Genomic DNA, 20,701 nt, shown 5'->3' with positions numbered 1-20,701 from the left:
ATCGCCGAACAGGGGCGTGTCCAGTGCCGGTCGTGTCGCGATCAGGCCTGAGCGGCCAGCACGCGGCGCTCCCACGGCGTGATCTCGTCGAAGAAATCGGTCAGTTCCAGCGTCTTGGTGGCAACGTAGCCTTCGATAAACTCACTGCCGAACAGTTCCCGTGCCAGCGCGCTGCGCTTCAGACGCTCCAGTGCCGCATGCAGGGTGCACGGCAGGCTCAGGTGTTCGGGCACCTCGAACTCACCCTGGATGGCCGCTGCCGGCTGCAAACGCTGTTCGATGCCGTGCAGGCCGGCGGCCAGGCTGGCGGCGATGGCCAGGTAGGGGTTGGCGTCGGCCCCAGGCAGGCGGTTTTCGACGCGCCGCGCCACCGGCGCACTGGCCGGGATGCGTAGGCCCGCGGCGCGGTTGTCTTCGGACCAGCAGGCATTGTTCGGCGAAGCGTAGGGATGGCAGAGCCGCTGATAGGAATTGACGTTAGGCGCGAACAACGCGGTGAAATCGGCCATGCACGCCTGCAGGCCACCGATGAAGTGGTGGAAGGTGTCGGTCGGCTGGCCCTGGGCATCGCTGAACACGTTACGCCCGGTGGCGGTCTCCACCAGGCTCTGGTGGATGTGCATCGAACTGCCCGGGGTATGCGCCAACGGCTTGGCCATGCACACCACGCTCAGGCCGTGCTTGAGCGCCACTTCCTTGAGCAGGTGCTTGAACAGGAAAGTCTGGTCGGCCAGCAATAATGGGTCGCCGTGCAGCAAGTTGATTTCGAACTGGCTGACGCCCATTTCGTGCATGAAGGTGTCGCGCGGCAGGCCAAGCGCTGCCATGCACTGGTAGACCTCCTGGAAGAACGGCCGCAGGCCGTTGTTGGAACTGACGCTGAAGGCCGAGTGGCCAAGTTCGCGGCGGCCATCCTTGCCCAGCGGCGGCAGGAATGGCTGCTGCGGGTCGCTGTTGGGCGCGAAGACGAAGAACTCCAGTTCGGTCGCCACCACCGGCGCCAGGCCGAGGGCTGCGTAACGGGCGATCACCGCCTTCAACAGCCCGCGGGTGGACAAACCCGAGGGGCGACCATCGAGCTCGTTGGCATCGCAGATCGCCAGGGCCAGGCCTTCATCGCTCCAGGGCAGCCGATGAATCTGCGTCGGCTCGGCCACCAGCGCCAGATCGCCGTCGTCGCTGCCATAGAAACGCGCAGGCGGGTAGCCACCCATGATGCATTGCAGGAGCACGCCGCGCGCCATCTGCAGGCGGCGGCCTTCGAGGAAGCCTTCGGCGGTCATCACCTTGCCGCGGGGTACGCCATTGAGGTCGGGGGTGACGCACTCGATCTGGTCGATGCCCTGGAGGTGCTCGGCGAGCGATCGCTGGGCTGCGGTGGTCATGACGCTTGTCCTTGTTGTTTTAGGCTGACCACAACATAGGCTGGGGGTGTTTAAAATATCAAGCACCCCGCGATGGCAAATGCGCTATTCGCGCAACGTCATGCCATTTGCAGGTAACGGCAGTGCCGTCTTGTAGCGCACCTGCTTCAAGGCAAAGCTCGAGCGAATGTTCGCCACCCCCGGCAACCGCGTCAGGTAATCGAGAAACCGCTCCAGCGCCTGAATGCTCGGCAACAGCACCCGCAAGAGGTAGTCCGGGTCACCGGTCATCAGGTAGCACTCCATCACCTCGGGGCGCTCGGCAATTTCTTCCTCGAAACGGTGCAGCGCCGTTTCCACCTGCTTCTCCAGGCTGACGTGGATGAACACATTGACGTCCAGCCCCAGCACTTCTGGCGAGAGCAAGGTCACCTGCTGGCGAATCACCCCCAGCTCTTCCATGGCCTTGACCCGGTTGAAACAGGGGGTCGGCGACAGGTTCACCGAACGCGCAAGCTCCGCGTTGGTGATGCGGGCGTTGTCCTGCAGGCTGTTGAGAATGCCGATGTCGGTACGATCGAGTTTGCGCATGAGACAAATTCACCGGTTTTTTGTGTTTATGCGGAATGTTTATCTGCGCCGTGCGCCAAAGGCAACCAACTTGAGAGAAAAATTCTCCCCAGCTGTCACTACTATGTAATTGACGCTGACCTGCCAGTCACGAGCCGGCAGTCAGCGGCGACCGCTTCAGAGCTCACAAAAACAACATCCGAGCGAGCGTAAAAAGCATGAACGAGTACGCCCCCCTGCGTTTGCATGTGCCCGAGCCTACCGGCCGGCCAGGCTGCCAGACCGATTTTTCCTACCTGCGCCTGAACGACGCAGGTCAAGTTCGCAAACCTCCCATCGATGTCGACGCTGCCGACACCGCCGACCTGTCCAACAGCCTGATCCGCGTGCTCGACGCGCAGGGCGATGCGCTGGGCCCCTGGGCCGAGGACATCGACCCGCAGGTGCTGCGCCAAGGCATGCGCGCCATGCTCAAGACGCGCATCTTCGACAGCCGCATGGTGGTCGCCCAGCGCCAGAAGAAGATGTCCTTCTACATGCAGAGCCTGGGCGAGGAAGCCATCGGCAGCGCCCAGGCGCTGGCCCTCAACCGCACCGACATGTGCTTCCCCACCTACCGCCAGCAGAGCATCCTGATGGCCCGCGACGTATCGCTGGTGGAGATGATCTGCCAACTGCTGTCCAACGAGCGTGACCCGCTCAAGGGTCGCCAGCTGCCCATCATGTATTCGGTGCGCGAGGCTGGCTTCTTCACCATCAGCGGCAACCTGGCGACGCAGTTCGTCCAGGCCGTCGGCTGGGCGATGGCTTCGGCGATCAAGGGCGATACCAAGATTGCCTCGGCCTGGATCGGTGACGGCGCCACTGCAGAATCCGACTTCCATACCGCGCTGACCTTCGCCCACGTGTACCGCGCCCCGGTGATCCTCAACGTGGTCAACAACCAGTGGGCGATCTCCACCTTCCAGGCCATCGCCGGCGGTGAATCGACCACCTTCGCCGGCCGTGGCGTGGGCTGCGGCATCGCCTCCCTGCGCGTCGACGGCAATGACTTCGTCGCCGTATACGCCGCTTCCCGCTGGGCCGCCGAACGCGCCCGCCGTGGCCTTGGCCCGTGCCTGATCGAATGGGTCACCTACCGCGCCGGCCCGCACTCCACCTCCGACGACCCGTCCAAATACCGCCCGGCCGACGACTGGAGCCACTTCCCGCTGGGCGACCCGATCGCCCGCCTGAAGCAGCACCTGATCAAGATCGGCCACTGGTCCGAGGACGAACACCAGGCGGTCACCGCCGAATTCGAGGCCGCGGTAATCGCCGCGCAGAAGGAGGCCGAACAGTACGGCACCCTGGCCAACGGCCACATCCCGAGCGCCGCCTCGATGTTCGAGGACGTGTACAAGGAAATGCCCGACCACCTGCGCCGTCAGCGCCAGGAACTGGGGGTTTGAGATGAACGACCACAACAACAGCATCAACCCGGAAACCGCCATGGCCACCACCACCATGACCATGATCCAGGCCCTGCGCTCGGCCATGGACGTCATGCTAGAGCGCGACGACAACGTGGTGATCTACGGCCAGGACGTCGGCTACTTCGGCGGCGTGTTCCGCTGCACCGAAGGCCTGCAGAACAAATACGGCAAGTCGCGGGTGTTCGATGCGCCGATCTCCGAGAGCGGCATCGTCGGCACCGCCGTCGGCATGGGTGCCTACGGCCTGCGGCCGGTGGTGGAAATCCAGTTCGCCGACTACTTCTACCCTGCTTCCGACCAGATCGTCTCCGAGATGGCCCGCCTGCGCTATCGCTCGGCCGGCGAGTTCATCGCCCCGCTGACCCTGCGCATGCCGTGCGGCGGCGGCATCTACGGCGGCCAGACGCACAGCCAGAGCCCGGAAGCGATGTTCACCCAGGTGTGCGGGCTGCGCACGGTGATGCCGTCCAACCCGTACGACGCCAAAGGCCTGCTGATCGCCTCGATCGAATCCGACGACCCGGTGATCTTCCTCGAACCCAAGCGTCTGTATAACGGCCCATTCGACGGCCACCACGACCGCCCGGTAACCCCGTGGTCCAAACACCCGCACAGCGCCGTACCGGACGACTACTACACGGTGCCGCTGGACAAGGCCGCCATCACCCGCCCTGGCAATGACGTCACCGTGCTGACCTACGGCACCACGGTGTATGTGGCCCAGGTGGCCGTCGAAGAGACCGGCGTCGATGCTGAAGTCATCGACCTACGCAGCCTCTGGCCACTGGATCTGGAGACCATCGTCGCGTCGGTGAAGAAGACCGGCCGTTGCGTGGTCGTGCATGAGGCCACCCGCACCTGCGGCTTTGGTGCCGAACTGGTGTCGTTGGTGCAGGAGCATTGCTTCCATCACCTCGAAGCGCCAATCGAGCGCGTCACCGGCTGGGACACCCCCTACCCCCACGCACAGGAATGGGCTTACTTCCCAGGCCCTTCGCGGGTAGGCGCGGCATTGAAACGGGTCATGGAGGTCTGAATGGGCACGCACGTCATCAAGATGCCGGACATCGGCGAAGGCATCGCGCAGGTAGAGTTGGTCGAGTGGTTCGTCAAGGTCGGCGATGTGATCGCCGAAGATCAGGTGGTGGCCGATGTCATGACCGACAAGGCCACCGTGGAAATCCCTTCGCCGGTCAGCGGCAAGGTGCTGGCCCTGGGTGGCCAGCCAGGTGAAGTGATGGCGGTCGGCAGCGAGCTGATCCGCATCGAAGTGGAAGGCAGCGGCAACCATGTGGATGTGCCGCACGCCAAGCCGGTGGAAGCGCCGATCGCGGCCAAGCCGGCGCCGCAAGCCGAAGCACAGCCAGCCGCGTACCAAGCGCCCTCAGGGCATGAGCCGGCGCCGATCGTGCCTCGCCAGGCCGACGAAAAACCGCTGGCCTCCCCGGCCGTGCGCAAACGCGCCCTGGATGCCGGTATCGAACTGCGTTACGTGCACGGCAGCGGCCCGGCCGGGCGCATCCTGCATGAAGACCTCGACGCCTTCATCAGCAAACCGCAGAGCGCTGCCGGGCAGGCGCCTGGCGGCTATGCCAAGCGCACCGACAGCGAGCAGGTGCAAGTGATCGGCCTGCGCCGCAAGATCGCCCAGCGCATGCAGGATGCAAAACGCCGCGTCGCGCATTTCAGCTACGTCGAGGAAATCGACGTCACGGCGCTGGAAGCCCTGCGCCAGCAACTCAACAGCAAGCACGGCGACAGCCGCGGCAAGCTGACCCTGCTGCCGTTCCTGGTGCGCGCCCTGGTCGTCGCCCTGCGCGACTTCCCGCAGATCAACGCCACCTACGACGACGAAGCCCAGGTCATCACCCGCCACGGCGCGGTGCATGTGGGCATCGCCACGCAAGGCGACAATGGCCTGATGGTGCCGGTGCTGCGCCACGCCGAGGCCGCCAGCCTGTGGGGCAATGCCGGCGAGATTTCGCGCCTGGCCAATGCCGCGCGCAATAACAAGGCCAGCCGCGAAGAACTGTCCGGCTCGACCATCACCCTGACCAGCCTCGGCGCCCTGGGTGGCATCGTCAGCACACCGGTGGTCAACACCCCGGAAGTGGCGATCGTCGGCGTCAACCGCATGGTCGAGCGGCCAGTGGTGATCGACGGCCAGATCGTGATCCGCAAGATGATGAACCTGTCCAGCTCGTTCGACCACCGGGTGGTCGATGGCATGGATGCCGCGCTGTTCATCCAGGCCGTGCGCGGCCTGCTTGAGCAACCTGCCTGCCTGTTCGTGGAGTGAGCATGAGCCAGACTATCGACACCACCCTGCTGATCATCGGCGGCGGCCCCGGTGGCTATGTGGCCGCCATCCGTGCCGGGCAACTGGGCATCCCCACCGTGCTGGTGGAGGGCCAGGCGCTGGGCGGCACCTGCCTGAACATCGGTTGCATTCCGTCCAAGGCACTGATCCATGTGGCCGAACAGTTTCACCAGACCTCCCGTTACACCGCCCCGTCCGAACTGGGCATTAGCGTTACCTCAGCACAACTGGACATTGGCCGCAGCGTGGCCTGGAAAGACGGCATCGTCGACCGGCTGACCACTGGCGTCGCCGCACTGCTGAAAAAGCACGGCGTCAAGGTGATTCACGGCTGGGCGAAGATCCTCGACGGCAAGCACGTCGACGTCGACGGCCAGCGCATCCAGTGCGAACACCTGCTGCTGGCCAGCGGCTCGAACAGCGTCGAGCTGCCGATGCTGCCACTCGGCGGGCCGATCATCTCTTCGACCGAGGCCTTGGCCCCCCAGACGCTGCCCAAACACCTGGTGGTGGTGGGCGGCGGCTACATCGGCCTGGAGCTGGGCATCGCCTACCGCAAACTGGGCGCGCAGGTCAGTGTGGTGGAAGCACGCGATCGCATCCTGCCGACTTACGACAGCGAGTTGACCGCGCCAGTGGCCGAGTCTTTGAAGAAACTGGGCATCGCCGTGCACCTGGGGCACAGCGTCGAAGGCTACAGCGACGGCTGCCTGCTGGCCAGCGATGGCCAAGGTGGGCAATTGCGCCTGGAAGCCGACCGGGTGCTGGTGGCCGTGGGCCGTCGCCCGCGTACCCAGGGTTTCAACCTGGAAAGCCTGGAGCTGAAAATGAACGGTGCCGCGATCGCCATCGACGAACGCTGCCAGACCAGCATGCGCAACGTCTGGGCCATCGGTGACGTGGCCGGTGAACCGATGCTGGCGCACCGGGCGATGGCGCAAGGCGAGATGGTTGCCGAGATCATTGCCGGCAAGGCGCGACGGTTCGAGCCCAGCGCGATTGCGGCGGTGTGTTTCACCGACCCGGAAGTGGTAGTGATTGGCAAGACACCGGACCAGGCCAGCGAGCAGGGGCTGGACTGCATCGTCGCGCAGTTCCCGTTCGCGGCCAACGGCAGGGCCATGAGCCTGGAGTCGAAAAGCGGTTTCGTAAGGGTGGTGGCGCGCCGTGACAATCACCTGATCGTGGGGTGGCAGGCGGTGGGCGTGGCAGTTTCGGAGCTGTCCACGGCCTTTGCCCAGTCGCTGGAAATGGGCGCTCGCCTGGAAGATGTCGCCGGCACCATTCACGCCCACCCGACCCTGGGTGAGGCGGTGCAGGAAGCGGCATTGCGCGCGCTGGGCCACGCTCTGCATATCTGACACTGAAGCGGCTTCAGTCAGGGCTGGCCTCTTCGCGGCTAAAGCCGCTCCCACAGGGTTCACCTTCGTTCCGGTGGGAGCGGCTTTAGCCGCGAAGAGGCCGGCACTGGATCACTCGGAAATCGCGTTTTTCCCCATATCTTTGGCCCGATACAAAGCCTTGTCAGCCCGCCCGAGCAGATCATCCTGATCCTCCCCTTCCTGCCACTGCACCACGCCATAACTCAAGGTCAGCCGGCACTCGCCAATCGGCTCGACTTGCACCATCGCTCGGCGTAACTGCGCCGCCACCTCGAGCGCCTCGCCCAACGTGGTCTGCGGCATCACCATGACGAACTCGTCCCCGCCCCAACGCGCCAGCAAGTCTTGGTCGCGCAGGCAACTGCGCAGGTTCTCGACGACGCTGATCAGCGCCGCATCGCCCTGAGCATGCCCATACCGATCGTTGATCGGCTTGAAGTCGTCCACATCCATGGCAATCACCGCCAACGGCTCACGGAAACGCTGCGCGCGCCTGCACTCCTGTTGCAGCGACTTTTCCAACCGGTAACGATTGGCGATGCGGGTCAGCGCATCGCGCTCGGCCAACTCGCGATTTTCGTCCAGCTGGCGCTGCAGCTGTTGGTTGACCCAGGACAGCTCGTGGGTGCGCTCGGCCACCTGGGCCTCCAGCGACTGGTTTTTCTGTTCGAGCTCGATCACCAGGCGCTTGCCAGCGTCGATGTTGCGGTGTGCGCCAAGCATGCGCGCCACCGAGCCGTCTTCGTTGCGGGCGATGATGTGGCCGCTGTCCTCGATCCACAGGTAGCAGCCATCCTGGCAGCGGCAGCGATATTCGATGAGGTAGCGCTCGTTGCGCTGGTTGATGTACGCCTCGAAGTGCGCCATCACCCGCGGGTAGTCCTCGGGATGAATCACGCTTTCCCAGGTAAGCACGCTGTTGGCCATCGAATGGCTGGCGTAACCCAGCATGGCGTACCAGCCAGGGTTGCGATAGACGTAGCCGGTGTTGGCATTCCAGTCCCAGATGCCATCGCTGATCAATTCGAACAACATCTGCAGCTGCTGTTCACTGAAGCCGGCGGGCACCGGCCTGGATTGGTTACTCATGGACGCTCTCCCTGGTGTCCAGCAACTGCGCCCCCATTCAAGGTGCTGCCGACGGTGCTCGTAGATTGCCGTTGGCGGCAATACCGTTCCTCTGCCGGGTGAGCATATGCCGTGTACAAGGCAAGCGGAATAGCCCAGGCGACCTATTTTCCCGGTGCCCCGCTCACGCCAGCTGCATAAGAGCCTCTTCCACCGCCGCCACCCGTTGGTTGCCAGCCGCGCCGGGCAGCCTCCAGGCAGCAATGGTCAACCCCAGCGGCACCGGTCGATCAAGTGGCGCAACCAGTTCGCCGCTGTCGAGGTACGGCTGCACCAGGCTTTTGCGGCCAATCAGCACACCCGCCCCAAGCAAGGCTTGCTGCAGGGCAATCGAGTACAAGGAAAAACCCGGCCCACTGGCGACGAAATGCTGCTCGGGCAAGACAACCTCGGACCACACATCCCAATCTCGCCAGCCGACATCCTTGATGCAACGAGCGCTGGCCAAGTCTTGTGCGTCCCTGATCCGCTCGGCCAGCGCAGGGCTGCAGACCGGCAGCACCTGCTCCTCGGCCAGCTTGCGCTGGTTCCGCTCGACCCGCTCGACATAGAACAGGCAGAGATCAAACGGGCTGCGCTTGAGGTTGGGCGGCTCATCGACCGCCGTGACCGAAATTTCGATAGGCGCGAGCATTTCGGTCAGGCGCGGCAGCCGTGGCCCTACCCACAATTGCGCCAAGGCCGGCGACGTGACGATATGCACCCGCTGCGGGGCCGCCAGACGACGCAGCGTGCGCGCTGCCGCTTCGACGGCATCGAATGCCTCGGTGAACTGAGCGCTCACGCTCTCGCCCAACGGCGTCAATCTCACGCCCTTGGCATGGCGCTCGAACAGGGCGGCCCCGTATTGGGTTTCCAGCGTCTTGACCAGCGCTGCAATGGCACCGGGAGTCACTTTCAATTCTTGGGCAGCACGTGAAAAACCGCCGAGTCGAGCGGATGCTTCGAATGCCCGCAGGGCGTTGAGCTGCAAAATGTGCCGCGTTGGGGAATCTAGAGACATGGTCTGAGCCTTAGTTTTTCTAGGCCTAATATTTCAGAAATCTGCGTTGTTACCAAGTGTGTAAGCGCTTTACCTTGAAGCGACCACACAAAGGCTTCGCAGTTACTCTCAAGGACCTCTCATGCATTATCGAAGTGGGATGCACGCGTTCGTGGACGGTGCCCGCGGTGTTCTCCCATTGACCACCGGCGTGGTGCCGTTCGGCCTGATCACCGGTGTTACCGCCGTCGGTATGGGCATGTCGCCGCTGGACACCTTGGGCATGACCTTGCTGTTCTATTCCGGCTCAGCGCAGATGGTCGTGCTGCAACTGATGCAGAACGGCGCGCTGCCCATGACCATGGTGGTCACGGCCCTGGTGATCAACCTGCGCTTTCTGATGTACAGCGCTGCGCTTGCCCCTCACCTCAGCGCCCAGCCTCGGCGCCGTACGTGGCCATTGGCCTACCTGCTTTCAGATCAATCGTTCGCCCTGTGCAGCCTGAAATTCACAGCGGGTGGGTTGGGCCACTTCGCGTTCCCCTACTACGTAGGGACCGCAGTACCGATGTGGCTCGGCTGGAACCTGGCGGTGCTGGCAGGCGTGTTTCTGGGCAGCGGGATACCTGAGTCATGGTCATTGGGTTTTGCCATTCCCTTGTCTTTTCTGGCGCTGCTCATCCCCGGCATCCGCAACCCGGCCACCCTCGGCGCTGCGTTGGTCGGTGGCGCATTGGCGGTGCTTGCGCACGAACTGCCCTACAACCTGGGGTTGCTGGTCGCGTCCATCGGCGGCGTGGCGACCGGCCTGACCCTTGAGCAATGGCGCAAAGGCGCGCCCGTTACGCACAACGACGATGCCGAAGCGGAGGCACCATGAGCGAACTGGCGCAATGGACCACCTTTTTGCTGATCGGCGCTGGCACCTTCGCCATCCGCCTGTCCTTCATCGAATTCTACGGCGCCCTGCGCCTGCCACCCCTGCTCAGGCGCGCACTGGTATACGTACCGGCCAGCGTGCTGGCCGCACTGGTGCTGCCGGCAGTGGTGTTCCAGGACGCGCACAGCGGGCTCGCCTGGAGCAATCCGCAGATTCCTGCAGCTGTCGTCGCCGGTTTGGTGGCCTGGCGCACGCGCAGTACGCTGCTGACCTTGAGTGTTGGCATGGCGGCGCTGTGGGGGCTCAAGCATTTGGGTCTGTAGGCGTGGCACCACAATGTTAGGGCATTAATCGACGTGGGGAGGCCGTATAATCGCGCCCCCCTGTAATCCGATGATGTTTTCTCATGAAGAAACTGCTGTACGTCGTAACCCTCGCCCTCGCTGCCATCCCCAGTGCCTTCGCCAACCCTCCCGCGACTTTTACCGAAGCCAAGGTCATCGCCAAGCAGAAGATTTACCAGGACCAGGCCAACAGCTCGATGGGCGAGTTGTACTGTGGCTGCAAATGGACCTGGGTTGGCAAGTCAGGTGGCCGAGTCGATGCCAAGTCCTGCGGCTATGAAACCCGCAAGCTGCAGACCCGGGCCGAGCGCACCGAGTGGGAACATATCGTGCCGGCCTGGACCTTCGGCCACCAGCGTCAGTGCTGGCAGAATGGCGGACGTGAGCAGTGCGTCGACAAGGACCCGACCTTCCGTGCCATGGAGGCCGACCTGTTCAACCTCTACCCGTCCGTGGGTGAAGTGAACGGTGACCGTAGCAATTTCAACTACGGCATGGTCTCGGGTGTCGCGCCGCAGTACGGCCAGTGCACCACCAAGGTCGACTTCCAACAGAAGGTTGCCGAGCCACGCGACGAGGTGAAAGGCCTGGTCGCCCGCACGACGTTCTACATGTTCGATCGCTACCAGCTGAGCATGTCGCGCCAGCAGCAGCAGTTGCTAATGGCCTGGGACAAGCAGCACCCGGTATCGGCGTGGGAAAAACAGCGCGACCAGCGCATTGCCGCGATCATGGGCCACTCCAACCCCTTCGTCACCGGCGCACGCACGTGGACGCTGGGTTACAAGCCTGCGGGCGCAAGCGGCATCGCCACTTCAGCCGCACCGAAGAACGTGGTGAAGCATGTGAGCGCTCCGACTCTGGCGAACGCGTCGATCGACGCTGCGATCGTGGGCAACCGCAACAGCCATGTCTATCACCTGGCCAGTGGTTGCCCGGGTTACAGCCAGGTCTCGCAGAAAAATCAGGTGGCGTTTGGTAGTGAGGCCGAGGCTCAGGCGGCGGGGTATCGCAAGGCGGGTAACTGCAAGTAGCAGAGGTATGGCGTCCAGTGAAACGAAAACGGCGCCCGAAGGCGCCGTTGCGGTCAGGTAGATCAGCCTACCGATTTCAACTGCGGACGCCCCTCAAGGCGCTCCAGCATGGTCGAGCAGTACCAGTCATCAAACTGGCAAACACCGTTCTCAGCGTTCTCGGAGAAGGGCCCAGGCTCATAGGCGGGAGAAGAGACGCCCGCGAAAGTGCCTTCAACCAGACGACGATCCTGGTCGTTGGTCGCCAACCAAACCTTGGTGAGGCGTTCCAGGTCGTAGTCGACACCTTCGACTGCGGACTCCGGCACCAGCCATTTGGTGGTCACCAACGTCTCGCCCGGCCCGATCGGCAGAACGCGGAAGCTCAACGCGTGGTCGCCCAGGAAGTGGTTCCAGGTAGAGGGGTAGTTGAAGTACAGCAGAGCACCGATGTCCGGCTCACCGCTCTTGTCCAGTCGGCCATTCACCGCAGGCTTGCCATCCATCGTGTAGCTGACTGCGCCGGCGGAAAGCGGAATGCGCGTCATGCGGAAGCGACCCATCGGATCCATGTTCAGTCGGCTCGGCATACCAGCAGCCTCGCAGCGATCCCAGTGAGCAACAAGCTCTGGATCGTCATCACCACCGACGCCTGCGACCGACAGGTTCTCAACAAAGGAGTTGAGCAGCTCAGGGTGGGTACCGTCGCAGTGGTAGCACTCGCGGTTATTTTCGAACACCAGCTTCCAGTTGCCCTTCTCGATCAGATTCGACTCGAAGGCGACCTTGCAGTTTTCCAGGAAGTGCGGCGCGATGAACGGGGTGACGGCGGCGCGGAAGCTAGAGAAGTCAGGTGCCTTCTCGGCTACGCAGACATAGATGTAGGTGTGTACCACCTCGACATGGACAGTCTTCAGACCGTAGTTCGAGCGATCGAAGTCGGCGCCCATATTGCCCGCATAGATCAGGTTGCCGTCGAGCTCGAACGTCCACTTGTGATAAGGGCAGACCAGCTTGGCGACTTTACCACTCGCATGCTCGCAAACCTTGGCGCCACGATGGCGGCAAGCGTTATGGAAGGCCCGAACCTCACCATCCTTGCCACGCACAACGGCTACTGGGTAGTCGCCTATCTGTAGCGTGAAATACTGGCCGGTCTTTGGAATTTCGAAGGTGTGCCCAGCGAAGACCCAATCTTTATGCCAGATGTGTTCAAGATCCTGGCGATATACCTCCGGATCGAAATAAAGCTCACGCGGCAATACATGGCGCGCCTTGCGTTGCTTGATCAGGCTAATGACGGATTCGTTGCTGTTCATTATTATCCTCCATGCGCCATGCCATTACCGACGGGCGCAAAATGACTGAAACATTATTCTTGTAGATAGCCATATTCGGAGCTGAGCCAATAAGTATAGCGCTCCTTTGATGCCTGTAGCGACTGGCCGTCAAGCTTGTGCAAAGGGTAGATCAACGTCCAGCAACCACTCAAACTACATTTTTAAAGCGACATTGATAATGACAGGTTATGAATTACACCCAGAGGCTTTCCAATAGGAAAACTTGGACATAATCCAATCCTTTACCCGCCTGCAGGCATCTTCCGCGAGAGCGCTTTGCCGACATGCCAAGTAGTGAAGGCTATTCCTCAGCGTCACACACTCTTTGACAGGTTGTACGAGCCGGCCACTTTCAACCATATGCCCGACCAGCTGATTCCAACCTAACGCCACCCCTTGCCCGGAAAGCGCCATATTAATGATCAGGTTATAGTCGTTAGCATGAAAAAGCGGCGGGCTACTCGCCTGTCGCTCATCAATATCAACGTTTTGAAAAGCAAGCCACACACTCCAATCGACGTGTTCGGCCACGCCAGACCTGCCATATGGACTCAAATCCAAAAGCTCGGCGCTACGCAAGGCCTCCACCGTGCCAATGCTGGGGTTACGTTCCAGATACTCAGGTGAACAAACCGGATAAATAACGTCATGGCATAGCGGGTGTACCGTGTACCCCTCGCCCACATCTGCAAACTTTGAAATGACGATGTCGGGCTCGATACCTGGCTCGCGCGCATGAAAATTCTGAGTGGTGATCAGGTTCAGTTCTATATCCGGATTTTTAGCACGAAACTCTTTGATGTGGTTCGAGAGCCAAAGTGCTGAGAATGCGGGCGAGCAGGCCACGGTAAGAACATGTTTTTCGATTGGCGCATTTCTGATTCGCTCTGCAGCTTGGGCGATGTTGACGAAAGATATCTGGGAAGCATCGAAGAACACCGAGCCTGCGGACGTAAGCTCGACCGTCCGTCCACTACGCACGAAGAGCGGAGCATCAAGATATTCCTCCAACTCGCGGATCTGACGGCTGATGGCCGCTTGAGATACACACAAGGCCTCTGCGGCTCGCGTAAAGCTCTCGTATTTGGCCGCAGCCACAAAGGCCTTGACCGCCCGCAGCGAGGGCATCTTGAGAAGCAAGGTGTCTGGATCTGCGTGCCTCTGCGACATTCTTCGTACCGCTCCTCAACCGCTGCACATACGTCTACCACCCCATAGTACGCAGCCCCAATAAAACTGACATCGGCACAAAAATTACCTAAGACATATCTAAAAGTTATGTCAGATTTTCCAGAAATCTCGCTGGACAATTCCTGGAGCCCGACCGTATGTTGAAAAAATACTCCACAGGGCTCCTGTACATTTTTCGACATTATCTTTCGACTTCTTACTTGAGCTGACCCTACTGTCATGAATGATAATTTCAACAGCAGCACACGCCATCCCCCAAGGCAGTTAAGCATCGCGCTTGTTGTTCTGGAGGGTTTTGATTTCGCCTCACTAAGCGCGACACTGGAAGCTATTTCGACAGCCAAGCGAAGGTTGGGTGCTGGTGTTGTCTCCTGCACAACCTTGGGCACGAGTTCTTCACCCATGAGCAGCTCAGGGATTTCAGTAACACCGAATAGCAAGCTCGGCGATGCCCAACTTAGTGAATATGACGTCATCGTCTTGATAGGTGGCTCCGAGGCCACTTTGAAGACGCACCAGGCTCTAACACAGCAGTTGCAGAGTGCCGCCAAAGCAGGTCGACTATTAGGCGGAATATGGAACGGCGCCTACCATCTGGCAGCGGCGGGGCTGACCGACAGTTACGAATGTCTTATTACAGGTGACGGCAGATTCTCTATCGAACCACCGATGCCAAAACACAGACGCTACGCCACTTGGCAGTTCGACGAACGTAGAATGTCATGTCGTGATGCTTACAGTGCAACCCGCATGATGGAGGCGATGTTTGATCACTTCTTTGGCGCCTCCACTGCCACGGCCAACGTCGCTAAAGGAAAGGCGAAGAGCCAACAGGCAAGTGGGACTGATTTCCTTCCTAAAGCCTGCTGAATCCACGCTGGAGAAGCACTAAGCGATTAGACAGATCCAGGACTTCAGGCTCGAACCGATAACGCGCAGTTATCCAAAAAAGCTCAGAAATGTCGTTGGACCCGGTCATGGCTCAGTCATATGCTAGAGCCAAACCTGATGATTCAATCGCTTTCACGATAAAGCGCTTCAATTCAATAAGTTGGTCAAGCATTGGGCTTGGGCTGCTGGGTGCCCCAATGAAAACAATTACAAGAGAATTTAGCCGTACATTCGCCGACCGCAATTTGGGCTTTATTACCCAAGCACAAAGCGAACGTAAAACATCCCGAGTAGGCTTCCTCCTGCTCGAAAATTTCTCGTTGCCCTGCTTCACCCAGGCATTGGATGTTTTGGTAACCGCCAATCTTCTCTGCCCAGGCGCGGTACGGGTGCACACGTTCAGCCACAACCACGCTGAAGTCATGAGCGATCTGGGCATTCCAATCCGCCCGGATACGCCGCTAACGGATATCCGCCTGTCTGACCTGGATCTCATGGTCATTTGCGGCGGCCTTCGCGCAGCCCGTACGGTACCCGCCTGGCTATCGTCTCTGCTCAAGAAGATCTCGAAACTTCCGATCGCCCTCGGCGGGCTCTGGAATGGCGCGTGGTACTTGGGAGCCGCAGGGCTGCTGGATGGCTACCGCTGCGCGATCCACGCTGAACAGCGCACAGCACTTGCTGAGCGCGCGCCCTATGCCAGCGTCTCTCAAGATGCCCTGGTATTTGATCGCAACAGAATGACGTCGGCCACCCCGACCGGTGCTTTCGACATGATGATTCGTTGGCTGGGCTGCGGCTCGAGCCCTGCGCTTGCCGATGCGGTGTTGGACACGCTCGACTCCGACCAGAGCAAGCACCGGAGTTTTCAGAAACCCCAGCAGCCGAAAGTCAGCAAGGCGCTAAGGGACATCATCGCGCTGATGGAATCCAACCTCGAAGACACACTGAGTCCCGAGCAGCTCGCTCAGGTCGTCGGCTTGTCAGTCAGGCAGATTCAGAGGCTATTCAAAGATCAGCTGAACACTACGCCTCAAAAGTACTACTTCCAGCTCAGGATCACCGAAGCTCGCCGGCTCATACAGAATTCCAACGCCTCGATCTTTGATGTGTCGATCGCCTGCGGCTTCATTTCATGTACCCATTTCAGCAGGTCATACAGTGCCTTTTTCGGGCACCCACCTTCCAAAGAGATCCGGTACGAGATCTAGCGATCAGCCTTCCTGATCAGGATTTTTCAGCTGCCTGTCAACGGAGGCAGACATGCTGACCCTATCAGACGTGCGAGCGGGGAACGATGAAACTGAGCCAGTCTGCAAACGCCTCAGATGTTACGCCTGAGGATCGTAAAACGGTGTTCATTGATGAGCTGTGCCGACGCGTCCTGAGCATGGACTTAGCTCCCGGCGCTGCGCTTGATGAACTGGCGTTGGTGAAGGAGTTCGGTCTGTCTCGTCCGCCAATTCGGGAAGCATTTCGCAAAATCGCCGCAGAGGGGTACATCGTTCTTGAGGCCAACCAAGCCCCTCGCGTCACTCACTTGAGCCACACCGCATTGCGCGATTTCTTCCATGCGGCGCCCCTCGTGTATGACGCCACCATGCAGCTCGCCGCCAAGAATTCAACACCGGTGACCGTTGCCAATCTTCGACAGATTCAAAGCCGCTATCGCGCTGCGCTGGATGGAGAAATTGATGAGCTCTTGTACTTGGTACACGAGTTGTACATTGAGCTCGGGAGCATCTCGAACAACACCTTTTTGCTCCCCAGCTTGAGACGGCTCCTGATTGACCACGCTCGATTTGAAAAAACCTGGCACCTCAGTTTAACGCGGCACCACTCCCTGCGAGTGCGTGGAATGATTTGCATGCTGCATGACCAGATCGTTGATGCGGTTGAGGAGCATAGCCAGAGGCGCGTTAGCCGCCTCGTACAGAGAGGGTTCAGAGCGGCCCGCCGCTGGGCTTATTACGCCACCTCCATATCGAAAAAGCCGCTAACCGCAAGGGCTGGGTGAGATCGTGCCGTCACCCGCCTCAGAGTCTGATCACGCCCAAATCCCAGGATCACCACAATGACAAAAATTACTTCGCTGCCAGCCGACGACAGTACCTGCGGATGGTACCACCTGAGCAAAGGGCGTCGCGTCCAGGCAGCCCACCAGGGCACTACCAGCGTGCGCTGGGCCATCGTTGGCGCCGGCTTTACCGGTCTTGCCGTGGCACGACAGCTCGCGCTGAACTTCCCTGACGATCAAATCGCGCTGATCGAGGCTCAAGAAGTCGGTCTGGGTTCTTCGGGTCGAAACGCAGGCTTTGCCATCGACCTGCCGCACGATATTGGAGCGGATGATTACATTGGCGACATCGATATCGCCAAGACCACCATGAAGCTCAACCACTTCGGCCTCAACTCGCTGAAGGAGCTGGTCGATCACTTCAATATCGACTGCCAGATGAAGCACTGTGGCAAATACCAAGCCGCCGTGGAGTCCCGAGGCATTGCAGTATTGAACGCCTACCGCAGTGGTTTGGACAAGCTTAGTCAGCCCTACGAAATGATCGAAGCGGACGAGCTACCCGAACACATCGGCACCCGCTTCTACCGCAAAGCACTCTTCACGCCGGGAACCTCGCTTATTCAGCCATCGGCGCTCGTGAAAGGTTTGGCAGACTCCCTCCCGTCCAATGTCGTGTTGTATGAAAACACCCCAATCACCGATGTCGAATACGGGGAGAAGGTTGTCCTTCGCCATCAGAACGGCTCCATCACAGCGAATAAACTTATTCTCAGCAACAACGCCTTCGGCATGCATTTCGGTTTCCTGAAAGGCCGCATGCTCCCCGTATTCACCTACGGCAGCCTTACCCGTCCCTTGTCCGATGAAGAGCAGGCTGCGCTGGGGGGTAAACCGTTTTGGGGCGTGATCCCCGCCGATCCGTTTGGCACTACGGTCAGACGGACACCTGACAATCGCATCCTGGTTCGCAACAGCTTCAGCTTCAATGCGGATGGCAGGAGCAACAGCAAGTACGCCACGCGGTTCGTGAAGAGGCACCGCGAGTCGTTCGCGCGCCGGTTCCCAATGCTTCCCAACGTCAACCTCGAATACACCTGGGGTGGCGCACTCGCGTTGTCTCGAAACCATGAGGGTTACTTTGGTCAGTTGGCCCCGAACGTGTATGGGGTTTTGTGCTGCAACGGACTAGGCGTAACGCGTGGAACCGCCACTGGAAAACTGATGGCTGACTGGCTTGCTGGTGAGGATCACGAGCTCATCGAGTTCCTCCTGAAATCGCCAGGCCCTAACGCAAACCCACCGGCGCCACTGGTATCCATGGGCGTCAACGTAAACCTTCTGTGGGGGCAATACAAAGCAGGCATTGAAGCTTAAGCGGAGATCCCAAGGACAGGCCTAGCTGCATAACAAGAATAATCAAACCATCACTCACTGAATTTTTGAGATGGTTCCCGACCCCATTTTTCGCGGAGTCGCGCTGCCAAAATTCAAAAGTCTTTTATCAGGAGAGAAAAATGACAAGTCCTAATATCTCAGTAGAAGATGTACCGCTTAGCAGCTTCCACAAGCTACTCACGTTACGCTCGGGCGGAGGCTCCTTCGTCGACGGCTACGTCCTGAGCATTATCGGTGTGGCTCTTGCGCACATCACCACATCGCTTTCCCTGAGCAGTTTTTGGGAAGGCCTCATCGCTGCATCTGCGTTGATCGGCATCTTTTTCGGTGGGTTCCTTGGCGGCTGGCTGACTGATCGGTTGGGCCGCAAGCGCTTGTTTTTTGTGGGGCCTACCCTTTTTATTCTCGCGTCTGTCGCTCAGTTCTGGGCTGATTCAGCTGAAGCGATCTTTATTCTGCGGCTTGTCATTGGCATTGCAGTAGGCATTGAGTACCCCGTCGCCACATCGCTGCTGGTTGAGTTCATGCCTAAGAAGTATCGCGGCCCACGCCTCGCGATGCTGACGATTCTATGGTTTGCCGGCGCTGCGGCTGCCTACATCGTGGGTGAGCTGATATTGCGCACAGGTGGTGAAGAAGCCTGGCGTTGGGTATTGGCCAGTTCAGCGATCATCGGCCTGGGCCTGTTCATCGTCCGCCTGGGCACGCCTGAGTCGCCACGGTGGCTGCTGAGCAAGGGGCGCGATCAAGAGGCCGAGCAGGTCGTCAAAAGTGTTTATGGCAACGATTTCTCCCTGAAGAACCTTCCGGAAGAAAGCCCTAACTACAAGATCAACGTGTGGAGCCTTATCTACTCGGGCTATGCCAAGCGCATGCTGTTCATCATCGTCTTCTGGACATGCTGCATTGTGCCCCTCTTTGCCGTCTACGCCTTTGCGCCTAAGGTGCTGGCAGCGATGGACGTCAAAGGCGACAGTGTCTCGATCGGTTCAATCCTGATCACCCTCTTCTTCGTCGTAGGCTGCATCGTATCAACCAGACTCATCAACGTGATTGGGCGCCGCAACTTGCTGCTCTGCAGCTTCGCGGTATCGGGCCTCGCCTTGCTGGGCCTGGGAGCGTCCAATGACGATGCCGGGGCCTGGATCCTGACCTTCTTCGCCATCTATGCGCTGTTCATCGGCGGTGCACAGGTTCTCACCCTTGTGTATCCGAACGAGATTTTCCCTACGGAAATCCGCGCTTTCGCGGTCGGCGCAGGCACCTCGATCTCCCGTATTGGCGCAGCGATCGGCACCTACCTGGTGCCAATGTCGCTGGCCTCGCTTGGCATCGCACAGACGATGTACGTAGCCGCAGGGATTACCTTTTTCGGCCTGCTCCTGTCTTGGATGCTGGCCCCAGAAACACGCTCGCTGAATCTCCAGCAGGCGGCATCGCTTGGCTAATGGAATCAACGTCTGGCGGTGAAGCCAGGCGTTGAGTGTTTTGTGGTGATAACAATCGGAGCAGCATCATGAAATTCGAAGGCATCTACACACCAGCAGTGACCCCACTCGCCGCAGACGGCTCGATCGATAAGGCAGCGTTCGCTGAAGTACTCGAATACCTGGTCGAGTCGAAGGTTCACGGCATCATCATTGGCGGTTCCACTGGTGAGTACTACGCCCACACCACCCAGGAGCGCATCGAGCTGGCCGCTCAGGCGAAGGACGTGCTCAACGGTCGCCTGCCACTGATCGTCGGCACCGGTGGCATTCGTACCGAAGACGCTGTGGCCTTCGCCCAGCACGCTAAGGAAATTAAGGCCGACGCGCTTCTGGTCGGCACCCCGCCGTACGCGCTGCCGACCCAGCAGGAAATCGCCCTGCACGTCAAAGCGGTCGACGCCGCCGCCGGCCTGCCGATCATGCTCTACAACTACCCGGGCCGCATGAGCGTGAGCATGGGTGAAGAGTTCTTCGACGCCGTGGCCGACGTGAAGAATATCGTCGCCATCAAGGAAAGCTCCGGTGACATGGCCCAGCTGCACCGCCTGGCCATCCAGCGCCCGAACATCCAGCTGTCGTGCGGATGGGACGACCAGGCCCTGGAGTTCTTCGCCTGGGGCGCCCAGAGCTGGGTGTGCGCCGGCTCCAACTTCATCCCGCGCGAGCACGTGGCTCTGTACGAGGCCTGCGTGATCGAGAAGAACTTCGACAAGGGCCGCAAGATCATGGCCGCCATGATGCCGCTGATGGACTTCCTCGAAGGTGGCAAGTTCGTTCAGTCGATCAAATACGGCGTCGCCCTCAACGGCCTGAGCACCGGAGGCGTGCGCAAGCCGCTGTCCGAGCTGGACGCCGCCGAGAAAGAAGAACTGCAGCGCGTGGTCAGCACCCTGAAGGCCACCATCGCCCAGATCAA

General features: G+C 60.2%; 19 protein-coding genes. 13 read left to right on the top strand and 6 right to left on the bottom strand.

What is annotated here, in order from left to right; genetic code table 11:
- Nucleotides 1–41: 41 nt before the first annotated feature.
- Together ACIQUF_RS25245 and bkdR are read right to left on the bottom strand one after the other, a co-directional pair.
- Nucleotides 42–1,283: a glutamine synthetase family protein gene (locus ACIQUF_RS25245; RefSeq protein WP_403136467.1), complete on the bottom strand. Its 1,242-nt coding sequence runs from the start codon at nt 1,281–1,283 to the stop codon at nt 42–44.
- A gap of 186 nt (nt 1,284–1,469) precedes the next feature.
- A complete protein-coding gene (bkdR, locus tag ACIQUF_RS25240; protein WP_400795195.1) occupies nt 1,470–1,955 on the bottom strand; it encodes a Bkd operon transcriptional regulator BkdR in 486 nt (161 codons plus the stop codon).
- A gap of 197 nt (nt 1,956–2,152) precedes the next feature.
- On the opposite strand from bkdR, the gene ACIQUF_RS25235 reads away from it, so the two are divergent.
- The 4 genes from ACIQUF_RS25235 to lpdA are packed head-to-tail and all read left to right on the top strand — an operon-like array spanning nt 2,153 to nt 7,090.
- Nucleotides 2,153–3,385, top strand: coding sequence for a 3-methyl-2-oxobutanoate dehydrogenase (2-methylpropanoyl-transferring) subunit alpha (locus ACIQUF_RS25235; protein ID WP_403136453.1), 1,233 nt, complete (start codon nt 2,153–2,155; stop codon nt 3,383–3,385).
- Between the two features lies 1 nt (nt 3,386).
- Nucleotides 3,387–4,445, top strand: a complete 1,059-nt coding sequence (locus tag ACIQUF_RS25230; RefSeq protein WP_403136452.1) for an alpha-ketoacid dehydrogenase subunit beta — start codon at nt 3,387–3,389, stop codon at nt 4,443–4,445.
- Nucleotides 4,446–5,708, top strand: a complete 1,263-nt coding sequence (locus tag ACIQUF_RS25225; RefSeq protein WP_403136451.1) for a dihydrolipoamide acetyltransferase family protein — start codon at nt 4,446–4,448, stop codon at nt 5,706–5,708.
- Nucleotides 5,709–5,710: 2 nt separating this feature from the next.
- The gene (lpdA, locus tag ACIQUF_RS25220) at nt 5,711–7,090 is read left to right on the top strand and encodes a dihydrolipoyl dehydrogenase (protein ID WP_403136449.1); all 1,380 of its coding nucleotides are present in this window, start codon (nt 5,711–5,713) and stop codon (nt 7,088–7,090) included.
- Nucleotides 7,091–7,201: 111 nt separating this feature from the next.
- Here lpdA and ACIQUF_RS25215 read toward each other — a convergent pair whose 3' ends face one another.
- Nucleotides 7,202–8,200 (bottom strand): diguanylate cyclase domain-containing protein, encoded by a 999-nt coding sequence (locus tag ACIQUF_RS25215; protein WP_403136448.1) that lies wholly within the window; start codon nt 8,198–8,200, stop codon nt 7,202–7,204.
- Between the two features lie 163 nt (nt 8,201–8,363).
- Nucleotides 8,364–9,242, bottom strand: a complete 879-nt coding sequence (locus tag ACIQUF_RS25210; protein WP_403136446.1) for a LysR family transcriptional regulator — start codon at nt 9,240–9,242, stop codon at nt 8,364–8,366.
- A gap of 121 nt (nt 9,243–9,363) precedes the next feature.
- Here ACIQUF_RS25210 and ACIQUF_RS25205 point away from each other — a divergent pair, with 121 nt between their 5' ends.
- The 3 genes from ACIQUF_RS25205 to ACIQUF_RS25195 all read left to right on the top strand — a co-directional run bounded on the left by ACIQUF_RS25205 (nt 9,364) and on the right by ACIQUF_RS25195 (nt 11,479).
- Complete coding sequence (locus tag ACIQUF_RS25205) at nt 9,364–10,101, top strand: AzlC family ABC transporter permease (protein ID WP_403136444.1); 738 nt, start codon at nt 9,364–9,366, stop codon at nt 10,099–10,101.
- On the top strand, nt 10,098–10,424 hold the full coding sequence (locus ACIQUF_RS25200) for an AzlD domain-containing protein (protein WP_403136443.1): 327 nt from the start codon (nt 10,098–10,100) through the stop codon (nt 10,422–10,424). Before ACIQUF_RS25205 ends, ACIQUF_RS25200 begins: the two co-directional genes overlap by 4 nt.
- Nucleotides 10,425–10,507: 83 nt before the next feature.
- A complete protein-coding gene (locus ACIQUF_RS25195; protein ID WP_403136441.1) occupies nt 10,508–11,479 on the top strand; it encodes an endonuclease in 972 nt (323 codons plus the stop codon).
- Between the two features lie 62 nt (nt 11,480–11,541).
- On the opposite strand, the gene ACIQUF_RS25190 is transcribed toward ACIQUF_RS25195, so the two are convergent.
- Nucleotides 11,542–12,777 carry an SRPBCC family protein gene (locus ACIQUF_RS25190; protein ID WP_403136439.1) on the bottom strand — a complete coding sequence of 412 codons (1,236 nt, stop codon included), beginning with the start codon at nt 12,775–12,777 and terminating at the stop codon, nt 11,542–11,544.
- A gap of 207 nt (nt 12,778–12,984) precedes the next feature.
- A complete protein-coding gene (locus ACIQUF_RS25185; protein ID WP_403136437.1) occupies nt 12,985–13,968 on the bottom strand; it encodes a LysR substrate-binding domain-containing protein in 984 nt (327 codons plus the stop codon).
- A 240-nt stretch (nt 13,969–14,208) separates the two neighbouring features.
- Between ACIQUF_RS25185 and ACIQUF_RS25180 the strand changes: the two genes are divergently transcribed.
- The 6 genes from ACIQUF_RS25180 to ACIQUF_RS25155 all read left to right on the top strand — a co-directional run.
- Nucleotides 14,209–14,859 carry a DJ-1/PfpI family protein gene (locus ACIQUF_RS25180; protein ID WP_403136435.1) on the top strand — a complete coding sequence of 217 codons (651 nt, stop codon included), beginning with the start codon at nt 14,209–14,211 and terminating at the stop codon, nt 14,857–14,859.
- A 218-nt stretch (nt 14,860–15,077) separates the two neighbouring features.
- On the top strand, nt 15,078–16,091 hold the full coding sequence (locus tag ACIQUF_RS25175) for a GlxA family transcriptional regulator (protein WP_403136434.1): 1,014 nt from the start codon (nt 15,078–15,080) through the stop codon (nt 16,089–16,091).
- An 86-nt stretch (nt 16,092–16,177) separates the two neighbouring features.
- The gene (locus tag ACIQUF_RS25170) at nt 16,178–16,897 is read left to right on the top strand and encodes a GntR family transcriptional regulator (protein WP_403136433.1); all 720 of its coding nucleotides are present in this window, start codon (nt 16,178–16,180) and stop codon (nt 16,895–16,897) included.
- 57 nt (nt 16,898–16,954) lie between these two features.
- Nucleotides 16,955–18,274, top strand: coding sequence for an NAD(P)/FAD-dependent oxidoreductase (locus tag ACIQUF_RS25165; RefSeq protein WP_403136431.1), 1,320 nt, complete (start codon nt 16,955–16,957; stop codon nt 18,272–18,274).
- Between the two features lie 140 nt (nt 18,275–18,414).
- Nucleotides 18,415–19,743 carry an MFS transporter gene (locus ACIQUF_RS25160; RefSeq protein WP_403136430.1) on the top strand — a complete coding sequence of 443 codons (1,329 nt, stop codon included), beginning with the start codon at nt 18,415–18,417 and terminating at the stop codon, nt 19,741–19,743.
- A gap of 68 nt (nt 19,744–19,811) precedes the next feature.
- Nucleotides 19,812–20,701 (top strand): dihydrodipicolinate synthase family protein (locus ACIQUF_RS25155; RefSeq protein WP_403136429.1); only part of this gene is annotated, 890 nt, incomplete at its 3' end.

The sequence above is a fragment of the Pseudomonas sp. NPDC090233 genome (genome assembly GCF_044772285.1).
Taxonomy (GTDB): Bacteria; Pseudomonadota; Gammaproteobacteria; order Pseudomonadales; family Pseudomonadaceae; genus Aquipseudomonas.
This window is presented reverse-complemented; position numbering and strand designations above follow the sequence as displayed.